Source organism: Pseudobutyrivibrio sp., from assembly GCF_015057185.1.
GTDB lineage: Bacteria > Bacillota > Clostridia > Lachnospirales > Lachnospiraceae > Pseudobutyrivibrio.
The window spans coordinates 1-15,795 of record NZ_SVEV01000047.1 but is presented as its reverse complement, the minus strand read 5'-3'; the positions used below and the strand labels follow the sequence as shown (position 1 = coordinate 15,795).

Genomic DNA, 15,795 nt, shown 5'->3' with positions numbered 1-15,795 from the left:
ATAAAAAGGATTCAGTGCCCATCCGTTAGGATGGTGGCTGAATCCTTACCTTTTAGGGGAGTTTTTTAACAGCTCCTTTTTTCATTTACTAATATTAAATTAACATTCCTTAAATTGTCTTTCTGGTAATGCCTTTGATTGATATTGCATATCACTTACTTTGTATACTGTAATGAATGCCTGTGGATCAACTTTGTCAATAAATGCCATCAGTTTCTGATACTCATTTTTATCGACTATAGTAATGATTTCATCGTGCTCTTCCATTCTGTATGCGCCGATTACCTTGTAAATACTAGCGCCACTGTGAAGCTCGTTTAATATAAAATCTCTAATCTGAGTCTCAAATGGAGATACAATACATACTCTTCTTTTGAGCTTCTGATCGAAAATGAAATGATCTAATACCATTCCATTTAAGTAGGTACCTAAAACACTTAAAATTACAGTCTTTGAATCGTAGGCTAATGCTGATGAAAGGGCAATACACATTCCCGCTACTGACATTGCCTTTCCTAAATCAAGACGTAAATACTTATTAAGAATTTTTGCAACAATGTCCAACCCACCTGAAGATGCATTTCTATTGAATAAAATGGCGCTTCCAATGCTGACTAAGAAAATGTAACACACAACATCAAGAGCTGCATCCCCTGTCAATGAAGTGTAATTTGGAAATAGCTTTTCAAATACACCAATTGTCACTGGAAGCAAAATCGATGTATAAACTGTTTTGTATCCAAACTCTGTTCCAATGGTTATAAATCCAATTATAAGAAGTACCACATTCAAAACCATGGTAATGGTTGATACTGAAAATGGCATAAAATTAGTTAGCACGATTGCAAAACCTGAAATACTGCTTACTGACGCATGGCTCGGCATAAGGAAAAAGAATACAGCCGCGCCGATAATAACAGTTGCTATAGTAAGAATCAAAAGTTCTCTAATAATAGATTTAGAATTCATTTCTATACCTGTCCTATTTAAATTAATTCTACATTAAACAATGCGCAGAATTTATTCTAACAGAGTCCCTGCTAAAAGCAAGTAACATTTTCAAGAGTCTTTACAAATAGTTCAAGGCCTTTTCTATCTTCAGCTGTAAATCGCTCTAGCTTTGGGCTATCTATATCAAGTACACCAATTACTTTTCCATCCTTATGAATTGGTACGACTATCTCAGAATTAGATGCGCAGTCGCAAGCAATATGCCCTGGGAACTCATGAACATTTGGCACAACAAGTGTCTCGTCATTTCCTGCTGCCGTACCACATACACCTTTGCCAAGTGCAATTCTTATGCATGCAACTTTTCCTTGGAAAGGGCCAAGTAACAATGAGCCATTATTCATTAAATAGAAACCTGCCCAGTTTAATTCTGGCATAGCATCATATATTAGTGCAGAAGCATTGGAAAGAACTGGAATATAATTAGGTTCATCCTCTGCCAATGATTTAATCTGTTCTGCAAGTAAATTATAATCTGTCATTTCTACCTCCTACATAACGCAGCTTCTTCCGTCTCTGCCTTCCATATTGTCGTCTTTAACATATCTGGCATTGAACTCCATGTTTATCTCGCGTAGCTCCTTCTTGCCCTCAATATAATCATCATACATTTCAGCAAGTCCTGCCATGCAACCATCGCAATTTGCCTCTATGTTTCCTAATGATTCCTTTACAATCTGTTCTCTCTCTTCTTTTGTCGTATCTTTAATTAAATATGACATAGCGTTTCTCCATTTATTATATCTTTGCTACATCCACAAGTGTGTATTCTGTAGTTGCAGATTCAAGTGATGTGGCAAGTGCAACTGCAGTATCCATCGCTGTGATACAGTTGATACCTGTCTCGATGGCATTTCTTCTAATAAGGAATCCATCTCTTGTCTTATCTCCATGTCCCTGTGTAGGTGTATCGATTACAAGGTCAATTTTATGTCCTAGGATAAGGTCCATTACGTTTGGAGATTCCTGTGTAATCTTATTAACCTGACGGCACTCTACTCCACCATTCTGCAAATATTTTGCTGTAGAACGTGTAGCGTAAATTGTGTAACCAAGCTTTTCAAATCTCTTTGCCACCTCAAGTGCCTCTGGCTTATCAGCATCCTTTACAGTAATAATCATCTGCTTGTGCTTTGGAAGTACTACGCCAGCACCAAGGAATGCTTTGTATAATGCTTCCTCAAATGTCTTTGCGATACCAAGGCACTCACCAGTAGATTTCATTTCTGGTCCAAGAGAAATCTCAGCACCGCGAAGCTTCTCGAATGAGAACACTGGCATCTTAATTGCGATATAGTCAGCTTCAGGCTGTAAACCTGGCTTGTAGCCCATATCTGTAATCTTGTGACCAAGAATTGCCTTTGCTGCAAGGTCTACGATTGGAATACCAGTTACCTTGCTGATGTATGGTACTGTACGTGAGCTTCGTGGATTAACCTCGATTACATACACCTCTCCATCCATAGCGATAAACTGGATGTTAATCATACCAAGTACATGAAGGGCTTTTGCAAGACGCTCTGTATAATCTACAATCTTGTCCTTGATGTCCTGAGTGATTGTATGGGCAGGATATACCGAAATACTATCACCTGAGTGAATACCAGTACGCTCGATATGCTCCATGATACCAGGAATGAGAATGTTCTCGCCATCGCAGATGGCATCAACCTCGATTTCCTTACCCTGTAAATACTTATCAACAAGGATTGGATGATCCTGTGCAATCTGATTGATAATGTCCATGAACTTCTCAATCTCTTCGTCGTTAAATGCGATTTGCATGCCCTGTCCACCGAGAACATATGAAGGTCTAACAAGTACAGGATATCCAAGTCTGTTTGCAACTTCCTTTGCTTCCTCTGCTGTGAATACGGTACCACCTGCTGCACGAGGAATCTGTGTCTGCTCAAGAATCTCATCGAATAACTCTCTATCCTCTGCTGCATCTACGTCCTCAGCCTTTGTACCGAGAATTGGCACACCAATTTTCATAAGGTGCTCTGTAAGCTTGATAGCTGTCTGTCCACCAAACTGTACAATAGCTCCATCTGGCTTTTCAAGATTTACGATTGACTCTACATCCTCATTTGTAAGAGGCTCAAAATAAAGCTTGTCAGCGATATCAAAGTCTGTTGAAACCGTCTCTGGGTTGTTGTTTACGATGACTGTCTCCCAGCCCTCTTTTGCAAATGCCCATGTGGCATGAACAGAACAGTAATCAAACTCAACACCCTGACCGATTCTGATAGGGCCTGAGCCAAGTACAAGTACTTTCTTTCTATCCTTTGTTTCTACAGCCTCATTTTCACTTCCGTAAACACTGTAGTAGTAAGGTGTCATGGCATCAAACTCTGCTGCACATGTATCAACCATCTTGTATGCTGCAACGATGCCATTGTCGTAGCGCATCTTGCGAACCTCATCCTCTGTCATCTTGCCATTTAAGTGAGCGATAACACTATCAGGGAACTCAATTCTCTTTGCCTCCTTGAGAAGGTCAACTGTAAGCTCTTCCTGCTGAAGTCTAAGCTCCATTTCAACCAGGATTTTAATTTTATCAATGAACCACATATCAATTTTTGTGATATTGTGGATAGTCTCGTATGAAGCGCCACGTCTAAGAGCCTCGGCAATGCAGTATATTCTTCTGTCATCAACAATCTTTAATGCTTCATGAAGCTCCTCATCTGTCATATCGCAGAAATCATAGCTAAGAAGTGAGTCAACATGCTGCTCAAGTGAGCGGATAGCCTTCATAAGGGCTCCCTCAAAATTGTTGCAGATTGACATAACCTCGCCAGTAGCCTTCATCTGAGTTGTAAGCTTTCTTGTGGCTGTAATAAACTTATCAAATGGAAGTCTAGGTATTTTAACTACGCAGTAATCAAGCATTGGCTCGAAGGATGCGAAGGTCTTTTTAGTAATAGCATTAGGAATCTCATCAAGTGTGTAGCCAAGGGCAATCTTTGCGGCAACCTTTGCGATTGGATATCCTGTTGCCTTAGAAGCAAGTGCAGATGAACGAGAAACTCTTGGGTTAACCTCGATTACACAATACTCAAAGCTTTCTGGATGAAGGGCGTACTGTACGTTACATCCTCCTGTAATTCCCAGCTCATCTATGATACGAAGTGCAGATGTACGAAGCATCTGGTATTCCTTATCACCAAGTGTCTGAGAAGGAGCAACTACGATTGAGTCACCAGTATGTACACCAACTGGATCAATGTTTTCCATGTTACATACTGTGATACAGTTGCCGTTGGCATCACGCATTACCTCGTACTCAATTTCCTTCCAACCAGCGATACAACGCTCAACAAGAACTTCATGTACACGAGAAAGTCTAAGTCCGTTTGTAAGAATCTCTACTAACTCCTGTTGGTTATTTGCAATACCACCACCTGAACCACCAAGTGTGTATGCTGGACGAAGTACTACTGGGTATCCAATAGTATTTGTAAACTTGATACCATCCTCTACTGTGTTTACTACAAGAGAAGCTGCTACAGGCTCACCCAGCTTTTCCATTGTGTCCTTAAATGCCTGTCTATCCTCAGCTCTAAAAATAGTTTCTGCTGTAGTTCCGATAAGCTTTACTCCATGCTCCTCTAAGAAGCCAGACTCAGCAAGCTCCATACCAAGGTTAAGTCCAGCCTGTCCTCCAAGTGTTGGAAGAAGTGAATCTGGCTTCTCCTTAATAATAATCTGCTTTAATACATCAACTGTAAGAGGCTCAATGTAAACCTGATCAGCAATTTCTTTGTCAGTCATAATTGTTGCTGGGTTTGAGTTTACAAGACAAACCTCCATACCCTCTTCTTTAAGGGAACGGCAGGCCTGTGTTCCAGCATAATCAAACTCAGCCGCTTGGCCTATGACGATAGGGCCAGAGCCAATCACCATTACTTTCTTAATGTCACTTCTTTTTGGCATTACTGCTCTCCTCCCATCATCTTAATAAATCTATCAAACAAATATCCACTGTCCTGTGGTCCTGGGCATGCCTCAGGATGGAACTGTACAGTGAAAATATTCTTTCCTGTATATTTAAGACCTTCATTTGTTCCATCATTTACATTTACAAATGCAGGAACAGCAATTTTCTCATCAAGCCCGTCTGTATCTACTACATAACCGTGGTTCTGTGATGAAATGTAAACCTTGCCAGTCTCTAAATCCTTTACTGGGTGATTTCCACCTCTGTGTCCGTACTTTAACTTGTGTGTATCAAGTCCATTTGCAAGAGCCATCAACTGATGTCCTAGGCAGATTGCAAAAATTGGCACATCAGAATCATATAGCTTTTTAACCTCATCAATGATAGGTCCGCAATCCTTTGGATCTCCAGGTCCGTTTGAAAGCATAATTCCGTCTGGATTTCCTGCTAAGATTTCTTTTGCCTTTGTGTGGGCAGGATAAATTGTTACCTCACAGCCTCTATCATTTAATGATTTTGCTATATTTCTCTTTGCACCAAAATCAAGAAGTGCTACCTTTTTGCCATTTCCAGGAAGCACAGATTTCTCCTCACATGTTACCTTTGAAACGACATCGCCAGTTGCATATGCTTCAAGCTTTGGCTTAATCTCCTCAAACTTAAAGTGCTCATTTGTTGTAATCATTCCGTTCATAGTTCCACGGTCACGAAGGATTTTTGTAAGAGCACGTGTATCAATTCCAGAAATACCTGTAATATTATGCTTTACAAGGAAGTCCTGAATTGTTCCCTTACAACGGAAATTTGAAGGAATACGGCTTAGCTCTCTAACGATGAATCCGTCAGGCCATGGGCGGCCGCTTTCCATGTCATCAGTGATACCGTAGTTACCTATAAGTGGATATGTCATACATACAGCCTGTCCAGCATATGATGGATCAGTAAGAACCTCAAGATAGCCTGTCATGGAAGTATTAAAAACTATCTCACTGACTACTTCTCTGGTAGATCCAATACTTGTTCCTTCAAACACTGTACCATCTTCCAAAATTAAAAACGCTTTCATCTTTCCTCTTTTCTACCCTTTTATTTTTATATCGTCTCCGGAACTATACCAATGTGAAGTCTCATCTGCTATTACTAACTATTCTAGTATCGCTTATCGTCGGCTAAAGCCTCCTGATTAGAAAATATTTCACAAGTTCATATTTTCTAATCACTATTTCGCTATACTCACTAGAATAGTAAGTAATAACAAATGAAACACTCTAAACTATTCTACCGGAGACTATTTTTAACTAACACAGAAAAATCGATTAAGATTTTTCGTTTTATTAAAACTCCAAGGTATATAGTTACCTTGGAGTTTTTGTTTTAACGGAAGTAATCTACACCAGCTTCGAAAAGCTTCATGTCTTGATTTCCATAAATATTGATAGCTACACCGTCACCTCTACGCTCTGCGTGAGCCATCTTACCAAATACTCTACCATCTGGACTAGTGATACCTTCGATTGCACAGTAGCTTCCGTTGATGTTCCACTCTTCATCCATTGTAGGATTTCCGCTTTCGTCAACATACTGTGTTGCAACCTGTCCATTCTCAAAGAGCTTCTTAAGCCACTCTTCTGATGCAACAAATCGTCCTTCACCATGAGAAGCTGGCGAACAATATGTCTCACCAAGCTGAGCTCCAGCAAGCCATGGAGACTTGTTGCTGACTACCTTTGTGTATGCCATCTTTGAAATATGACGTCCAATTGTATTATATGTAAGTGTTGGTGCATCTTCTTTTTGTGTATGAATCTCACCATATGGAACAAGTCCAAGCTTGATGAGTGCCTGGAAGCCATTACAAATACCAAGCATAAGTCCATCTCTGTTGTCAAGAAGGCCTTGAATAGCTTCCTTCATTTTCGCATTTCTAAATGCTGTTGCAAAGAACTTTGCAGAACCCTCTGGCTCATCACCAGCTGAGAAACCACCAGGGAACATAACAATCTGTGACTGAGCAATAGCTCTTGAGAATTCATCAACAGATTCTCTAATATCAGCAGCTGTCTGGTTCTTGAATACCTTTACATTTGCAATAGCACCTGCATTTTCGAAGGCTCTAGCTGAATCGTACTCACAGTTTGTACCAGGGAATACTGGAATAAATACCCTAGGCTTTGCAATTTTATTCTTGCAAATATAGAATTTCTTCTCTTCATAAAGACCTGTATCTACAAGTGATGTATCTTCGTGACTGCGAGTCTTAAATACCTTCTCAAGTGTTCCTGTCCATGCTGCAATAGCCTCATCAACTGGAATCTTAACATCTCTATATGTAAATGTGGCATCATCAGTAACCTCACCGACAACATAACCACAATCCATAAGACCATTCTTTGAAAGCTCACGCTCGATTGCTAAAGCTGAATCTTCTGAAACTTCAAGTAAGAGATCACCTACTGCGAAGCCGAACAAAGTCATCTCAGAGAATTCATCGTAAAGCTTAACGCCAAGCTTGTTACCAAAAGCCATCTTTGAAACAGCTGGTACAACACCATTTGCATCAAGTGCATATGCTGCTCTAATGTTGTCCATCTCAACCATCTGACGAACTGCAGCATAAATAATTTTAGCCTGCTGATAGTTTGGTTGGTCATAAGCATCTCTAAGAACTCTAAGAATGAAAAGCTTGTCTCCTGGCTGCTTGAGTTCTGGAGTAACAATATCTCCCTGCTTAGCAACATCTACTGCAAATGAAACTAGTGTTGGTGGAACATCGATTTCATTAAATGTTCCTGACATAGAGTCCTTTCCACCGATTGATGGGAGTTCAAATTGCATTTGTGCTCTATATGCACCAAGAAGTGCTGCAAATGGCTGGCTCCATCTCTTTGGATCCTCGCTCATTCTGCGGAAGTACTCCTGGAAAGTAAATCTAATTTTCTTGTAATCACCACCAGCTGCAACAATTCTTGCTACTGATTCAAGTACTGCAAACTGTGCACCATGATATGGTGACCATGAGCTAAGATAAGGATTAAATCCATATGCCATCATAGTAACTGCATCAGTGTGACCGTCTGCTACAGGTACCTTAGCAACCATTGACTGAGTCTCTGTAAGCTGATATTTACCACCAAATGGCATAAGTGTCGAACCGGCTCCGATAGAGCCGTCAAACATTTCTACAAGACCCTTCTGTGAGCACTCGTTAAGGTCTGAAAGAGAATCTAACCAAGCAGCTCTGAAATCTCCAGCCTCAACATCTTTCTTAACCTTTTCGATTCCAATCTTGTCAATTAGCTTATCTGCTTCATTAGGAAGCTCAACATAAACATCTGTCTCCTGATGAGCACCATTTGTATCAAGAAATGCTCTAGAAAGGTTAACAATTTCTTTTCCTCTCCATTTAAGAACAAGTCTAGGCTCCTTAGTTACCTCAGCAACTTCTATTGCCTCTAAGTTTTCCTCAGCTGCATACTGTAAAAACTTATTTACATCACTTGGTGCTACAACAACAGCCATACGCTCCTGTGACTCAGAAATAGCAAGCTCAGTACCATCAAGACCTGCATACTTCTTTGGTACTAAATCAAGATTAACTACAAGACCAGGTGCAAGCTCACCGATTGCTACTGAAACGCCGCCGGCACCAAAGTCGTTACATTTCTTGATAATATATGAAACCTCTTCTCTTCTGAAAAGACGCTGAATCTTTCTCTCTGTAGGTGGGTTACCCTTTTGAACCTCAGCACCACAAACTGCTGTAGACTCTGTATTATGAGCCTTTGATGAACCAGTAGCGCCACCGATTCCATCGCGACCTGTACGGCCACCAAGAAGAATGATTTTGTCTCCTGGATCAGAATTAAGCCTCTGTACAGCACGTCTTGGAGCAGCGCCCATAACAGCACCAATTTCCATACGCTTTGCAACATAGTCTGGATGATAAATCTCTTTTACATATCCAGTAGCAAGACCAATCTGGTTTCCATATGAGCTATAACCGTGAGCTGCCTCACGAACAAGCTTCTTCTGTGGTAACTTTCCTTCAATAGTATCCTTTACAGAAACTGTTGGATCAGCAGCACCTGTAACTCGCATTGCCTGATATACATATGTACGACCTGAAAGTGGATCTCTAATTGCTCCACCAAGGCAAGTTGCTGCGCCACCAAATGGTTCTATTTCTGTAGGGTGATTGTGTGTCTCATTTTTAAAGTTAATTAACCACTCTTCTTCTGTTCCATCTACATTAATAGGAACTACGATTGAGCAAGCATTAATCTCATCTGACTCTTCCTGATCAGCAAGCTTTCCATCTGCCTTAAGGCGCTTCATTGCAAGAAGTGCAAGGTCCATAAGGCAAACAAATTTATCATCACGATCCTTATAAAGAATCTTGAAATTATCTAAATAGTCATTAAAAGTATCCTGAATAGGAGTCTTATAATGTCCATCCTCAATTGTTACATTTTTAAGTTCAGTAGAGAAAGTTGTATGTCTACAGTGATCAGACCAATAAGTATCAAGTACTCTGATTTCTGTAACAGTTGGATCTCTATGCTCATCATTGGAAAAATAGTTTTGAATATGAAGGAAATCCTTAAATGTCATAGCAAGATTTAAGGAATCATATAACTTGCGTAAATCTTTTTCAGCCATAGAAATGAATCCGTCAAATGTCTTGACGTCGGCTGGCTCATCGAAATTATTAGATAGAGACTCTGGTTTATCAAGTGAAGTCTCTCTAGAATCAACAGGATTAATACAATGCTTCTTAATAGCATCGAATTCGTCGTCAGTAATGCTACCCTCAATAACATAGGTAGTTGCTGTATGAATAGTCGGCTCTTCATTTTCATTTAAGAGTTTAAGACACTGCTCGGCAGAATCAGCTCGCTGGTCGAACTGACCTGGTAAAAACTCCACAGAAAAAACACGACCAGAATAATCAAATGTTTCTTCATACACATCATCAACAGGAGGCTCCGAAAAAACGGTCTTCATTGCTTTCTTAAAAACATCGTCAGATACGTCCTGAACGTCATATCGAATCAAGACTCTAACTCCTGTAACATCCTTGATGCCTAAGTAGCTTCCTATTTCGGAAAACAGTGACTTGGCAGATACTGCAAATTGTGGCTTCTTCTCAACGTAAACTCTTCTTACTTTGCCCACATTACACCTCCGTAATATTTACTTGAATTAACTCCGGAGATATGAACTATGTTATTCCCCAAAGTTACAAAGAGTATAACACAATTTGTTCACATCTCCTAATAGTATTTTAATCTTTTTTATTCCAGAAATTCGTCAATTTTGACGAAATGTCTTCAACAGTAGTAAATGTGGCATCATTCCACTCTCTCGGAAATGTTTTTCTATAGCTAGAAAATCTAAATCTATCATCGAGAAGTGCTATTACCCCCACATCATCCTTGGTTCTAATAAGTCTTCCTGCTGCTTGGATGACCTTATTCATTCCCGGATACAAATAAGCATATTCGAATCCATTTTTCCCATTGTCATCGAAGAAATCCGACATGAGTTTTCTCTCATTTCCTACTTGAGGTAGTCCAGCGCCAAGAATAATCGAGCCTATCAGCTTTCCCCCAACTAAATCAATTCCTTCGGAGAATATTCCACCTAAGGTACAAAATGCCACCATGGATTTTTCTCTTTTTTTCTCAAACTCAAGTAAGAAATCTTCTCTTTCCTGCTCAGTCATGTTTTGTTGCTGCAAAAGAATTTCTACATTATCATACTCTTCTTTATATGAATCCTCTGATTCTTTTATAGAATCCTGATCAGCAAACTCTTCTACATATTTTTGTTTAATATCAGCCAAGAATTTATAGGATGGACCAAAAACCATATAATTCCCCTGCTTTGCATTTACAATAGTGTGAATATACTTAGCATATTTTGCATATTCCTCATCGCCTCTTCGAGTATATTTACTAGTTACGTCCGTACCTAATAGTAATAATCTATTTTCCTGTTTAAAAACAGAATCTACGTAGATGGCATAAACATCTGTAATGTTGCACAGCAAATCCTTGTAATAATCTATAGGAAGCAATGTGGCAGAAAAATATACAGTTGACCTAGCCATTTTCAATCTCTCTTGTAATTGAGCCGAAGGGTCGATGCAATATAAATGAAGCTGGAAATTTTTGTCCTCATCAAAATCACAATAAATTCTATAATGGTCGCTGTCTTGCTGATATGCCAGTGCTGTGAAATTTCTTAGCCTAAAATAAAAATCCAAAACTTCATCCTGGTAGATTCCAAACTTTATTTCCTTTTTGAATAGCTGTTCAAGAATCATTTGCAAATTATCACATGCATTTAATAACAAATCGATGTCATCAAGTACTGTAATATCATGGTCACATTCCCTTTTGTATTCCAGCATTATTCTATTGCATTTGTCCAACGCGTTTGTCAGCTTCTTGCTAACCGGTTTTGCATATCTTTTAATAGAAAGAATCTCTTCTTTTATAAGGGTCTCGGAATACATTTCTCTGGCTCTATCAACCATGTTATGTGCTTCATCAATAAGGAAAATATGCTCTCCTGTTTTTCCTTCAGCAAAGAATCTTTTCAAATATACATTTGGGTCAAAAACATAATTGTAGTCACAGATTATTCCTTCGCACCATGTACTAACATCTAATGCCAGTTCAAATGGGCATACAACATATTCCTGAGCGTACTCTAATATAACGTCACGAGTGATTACGCTCTCCTTTGTAATCACTTCATAAATTACATCATTAATTCTATCGTAATGGCCTCTAGCATAAGGGCAATTCTCCGGGTTACAATCTGTTTCATCACAAAGGCACATTTTCTCCTTTGCAGTAAGCATAATAGTCTTACCTTCGTATCCCTTTTGAACCAGCAAATTATAGGCGTCACGAGCCGCCAGTGCTGTTGCAGTCTTTGCTGTAAGATAAAATACCCTTTCAGCAAGATTTTGTCCTAGCGCCATTACTGCAGGAAATACGTTTGCAATAGTTTTACCAGTACCAGTTGGGGCTTGCATAAATAGAATCTTGCGTCTGTTAATTGTTCTATATACATCAGAGACTAGCTTTTTTTGCCCATCTCTGTACTCATAAGGGAATTCTAAGCCTTGAGCCGATTCTAATAATTCCATTTTGTGGTAGTATTGAAAATCAGCCCATTTCTTAAAAATACCTATTATTGTTATGAACCATTCTTCAATTTCCTCTCGGGTGTAGATATGACTAAAATACTTGATTTCCTCTGTCTCAAGACTAACATAAGTCAATTGAACCTCTATTTCAGGCAAATCATATTCATTAGCAATAATAAAGGCATAACATTTAGCCTGCGCCTCATGGACAAGCACCGGCTTTTCAAATGTCATAACATCCATATACATGCCTTTAATCTCATCCACAGTTGCAGACAAAACTGTTCCATGCTCATCCATTTCAAGAACTAATCCATCGGCTCTTCCTTCAAGGCCTAATACATAGTCATCATACTCAACACTATATTTAAGAGGAACCTCTGCACGATAAAAAGGACCCATAGAATTTTGAATTTTTCTATGAATCCTACTTCCTTCTTGCATTGCCTCAAAAGGATCTACAGAACCATGTCTATCGTCAATATCTCCTTCTCTCAGCAAAAACTCTACCAGATTTCTGACAGAAATATTTATTTGTGCTTTCTCTCCCTCTGGAGTTACCAGCCTTGCAACCTTCATAAATCTAGCCTGCTATATTTCATATATTTTTTCATAATAAAAGACCTGTGAATATCACAGGTCTTATTATACATTATTATATATTAAGCAACAACGAACTTTCTAACGGCATTTCTAAAGCTTGAATCCTCAGGATTGTTAAGTGATACATTTAAGTCTCTCTTAATACCCATTGCTAAAACTCCAAGAAGTGATTTACCATCAATATAAACAACACCGCTATGAAGATCTACGTCGCCACCGCACTCTGATGCTGCTTTAACAAATTCTTCAGCGTCCTTAACATTTTCTAATCTAATTTTGAACATCATAATTGAATTACTCCTAAATACATATATAACCTTAACTTTTTGTTCTGCTAATTTATATCATCATTTAGAAGTACTGTCAACGTTATTCTAATACCAGTTTTCACCAATTGTGTAATTACTAGTACTTATTTAAAAACAAAACCTCATAGTCAAAACTATGAGGTTTTATGTATAAATATTTTTTAAGTTGTTTCTTTAAACATGGTGCTATACCATTTAAGAGCCTCTACATATGAATCATATACCTCATGCATCTCTATATCATGGAGTACCATAAGTCTGGAAACTTCTTGCCAATCTCCTGCTTCATAGCTCAATAAAAAATCAAGCTGTGGTGAAAATACTCCTTCATCATTAATAAGCGCCTTCTTTATCTCATTGCTGACACCTACCTGTTCTAGAGCTTCCTCCATAGGCATATCAAGTATCAAATTAAGCAATGAAAACAATCCCATCAAAAACAGCTCATCCTTGCGCATTGCATAATCAAATACTTTGGCAAGATTTTCTGCAAATCTAGCTCTAACCAATGACAATCTAGTAATTTCATTAGGCTTTCCGGCAGCCAATGAATTAAACAATGTGGTATTTAACCATCGTCTAATTTCTTTTTGACCTAATAGAGCTGTTGCCTGCTGAATGGATCTGATATTTGAATTAATTGTAAGCCTATTAGCAATTTTAAGTAATTCTATCGAAAGAGCTGGATCCTGTCCAATTACGTTTGAAACATCTTCCAAATCAAAATCTGGTTGGTTTATAACCTTCATTAGCTTTAGATAATTGATTTTTATAGGTGTTACCTCAGTATCCTGAGTATTAATTGGAACTCTAAAGAAGGTACCCTCGAAAATTTTGAATAAACCTGATTCTTTTGCAGCTTCAAACTCTTCCTTATTGTGTAAGTTTTCAGCACAAAATACCATGTTTGGCATAAGCTTTCTAAACTGTTTTGCCTGTTCAACAACATCTCCGCTATCGCTATTAATTAAGAATAAATCAAAATCATCTAGCATTGATTTATAGCTTTCAATATTTGCTACTGGTAAATCTTTAACTGCGAGCTTAAAACCTTTGGATTTAAGATCTAATAGACGTTTATTATATGATTCTTCTGGTTTAATGGACTGATCAACAAGCAACACTACTCTGTTATCAAATCCAGATAGTTGTTGCTCTATATTAGAAAATAAAGATATGTTATTAATTGGAATGATTATATTGCAACCATCCTCCAAAACATCTTCGTTAATACTGTCAAAAACTTCGATTCCTACGATGGAACCAGCCCCATCATACTTTCCAGCACCTAGTAAGTGAGGATGCTCAAACATATTCTCCTTCTGAGCATACAAGCAATATGATGCCACTGACATGTCTTCATAAAAAAGTGGTACTAATGTAGCAAGCATAATCCTTCTCCTTCTGTTTTAACCCCAATTTTGCCTATAACAAATATTCAGAAGTTATGACTAAATTGTCTGAATATTTGTAAATATTATACCACTTAGCTGATATTTATTCAACAAATTCACAAATTTGACCTATACTAGATAATTAATCAATTTTTTAATAATTTCAATGTCAACATAGTCTGGTCTATATATACCATAAACCTCCCAAGTATAGTCTCCTTTAAGCTTAACAGCCTTTATTTCGTCAGTGTCTTCTAATATACGAGGTGATACTCCAAGACCAACTCTATTAGTAACTAGTTTCTTAATAGACTCGCCTTCATTCACTGTACCTATAATATTGGGATGAAATCCATTCATATGACAAGCTGTTAAGAAGTCCTGGTGAATTCTATATTTACTATTCATAGAGATAATAGGTTCATTCTTTATTTCATCTATTCCAATTTCATCTTTATCCCAAAATGGATGAGATTTATAAACATAAAGAGACATATCCTCTTTTTTTATCAAAACCTGTGCTAGATTGTTATCATCAACACAACCAATCACAAAGCCAAACCCCAGCTCTCCTCTTAGAACCTTTTCTTTGATAGATGCATTGTCATTTTCTAACCACAAACCAATTATTTCCGGATTGTTCATCATGAATTTTTGAACTTTATCTATATCGATAACTCTTATGGCTCCAGAAGCAAATCCGATTTGGAATCTCTTTTCTTTATTTCTAATAATCTCAATTCGAGTCATTAACTCAGAAAAGCTCTGCTCTAGTTCCAAAGATTTTTCATAGAATATTTTACCACTCTCAGTAGGTGTGAATCCGTCCTTTGTTCTGATAAACAAAGGAGTTCCTACCTCGTCTTCTAGTGTCTTTATTAATTTCCCCAATCCTTGTGGCGACATAAATAGTTTCTTTGCTGCCGGAACAAGATTCTTTTCCTCGTATAAAACTTGGAAACACTTAAAATTCTTTGTATTCATTTTTAACACCCTATATATTTTTATTAAATAAAAAAAGTCCAAAGAATATTATATAAAAAAAAATCCCATTGTAAAACTACTTTTTACAATGGGCCTATATAAAATAGGGGAGAAATGATTAATAGGGTGTTAATCATAATCAGCTTAGGGGTTTATAGCTGATTTCATGCGTTTGCATGATATTATTATATGAGAACTTTTTGAAAAAATAAATAAACAAACAGTTTCTCGCCGTAAACTGATACTTTCTTGTGATTTCTTGCAAAAAAATAACAGCTATAAACGAAGTAAATACATCGTTTATAACTGTTAGGTCAAACAGGGGACGAGAGAATCGAACTCCCACCAAAGGTTTTGGAGACCCCTATCATACCATTTGACCAGTCCCCT

The 15,795-nt window shown here is 38.0% G+C and carries 10 protein-coding genes and 1 tRNA gene; all 11 read right to left on the bottom strand.

Annotated elements, in window-relative coordinates; genetic code table 11:
- Nucleotides 1-99 precede the first annotated feature (99 nt).
- Nucleotides 100-969, bottom strand: a complete 870-nt coding sequence (locus E7276_RS14255; protein WP_294219033.1) for a YitT family protein — start codon at nt 967-969, stop codon at nt 100-102.
- A gap of 71 nt (nt 970-1,040) precedes the next feature.
- Nucleotides 1,041-1,493, bottom strand: coding sequence for a GAF domain-containing protein (locus E7276_RS14250; protein ID WP_294219030.1), 453 nt, complete (start codon nt 1,491-1,493; stop codon nt 1,041-1,043).
- 9 nt (nt 1,494-1,502) lie between these two features.
- Complete coding sequence (locus E7276_RS14245) at nt 1,503-1,733, bottom strand: purine biosynthesis protein PurH (protein ID WP_294219027.1); 231 nt, start codon at nt 1,731-1,733, stop codon at nt 1,503-1,505.
- Nucleotides 1,734-1,749: 16 nt separating this feature from the next.
- A complete protein-coding gene (gene carB / locus E7276_RS14240) occupies nt 1,750-4,950 on the bottom strand; it encodes a carbamoyl-phosphate synthase large subunit (RefSeq protein ID WP_294219025.1) in 3,201 nt (1,066 codons plus the stop codon).
- Nucleotides 4,950-6,020, bottom strand: coding sequence for a carbamoyl phosphate synthase small subunit (locus E7276_RS14235; RefSeq protein ID WP_294219022.1), 1,071 nt, complete (start codon nt 6,018-6,020; stop codon nt 4,950-4,952). The genes carB and E7276_RS14235 overlap by 1 nt, the downstream gene beginning before the upstream one ends.
- 308 nt (nt 6,021-6,328) lie before the next feature.
- Nucleotides 6,329-10,129, bottom strand: a complete 3,801-nt coding sequence (locus tag E7276_RS14230; protein WP_294219020.1) for a phosphoribosylformylglycinamidine synthase — start codon at nt 10,127-10,129, stop codon at nt 6,329-6,331.
- Nucleotides 10,130-10,238: 109 nt separating this feature from the next.
- A complete protein-coding gene (locus tag E7276_RS14225) occupies nt 10,239-12,695 on the bottom strand; it encodes an ATP-dependent DNA helicase (protein WP_294219017.1) in 2,457 nt (818 codons plus the stop codon).
- An 83-nt stretch (nt 12,696-12,778) separates the two neighbouring features.
- Nucleotides 12,779-13,006 carry an HPr family phosphocarrier protein gene (locus E7276_RS14220; protein WP_294219015.1) on the bottom strand — a complete coding sequence of 76 codons (228 nt, stop codon included), beginning with the start codon at nt 13,004-13,006 and terminating at the stop codon, nt 12,779-12,781.
- Nucleotides 13,007-13,188: 182 nt separating this feature from the next.
- Entirely contained in the window at nt 13,189-14,418 is a 1,230-nt protein-coding gene (locus E7276_RS14215) for an EAL and HDOD domain-containing protein (protein WP_294219013.1), read from the bottom strand.
- A gap of 132 nt (nt 14,419-14,550) precedes the next feature.
- Complete coding sequence (locus E7276_RS14210) at nt 14,551-15,405, bottom strand: LysR family transcriptional regulator (protein ID WP_294219011.1); 855 nt, start codon at nt 15,403-15,405, stop codon at nt 14,551-14,553.
- A gap of 319 nt (nt 15,406-15,724) precedes the next feature.
- Nucleotides 15,725-15,795 (bottom strand) — tRNA-Trp (locus E7276_RS14205).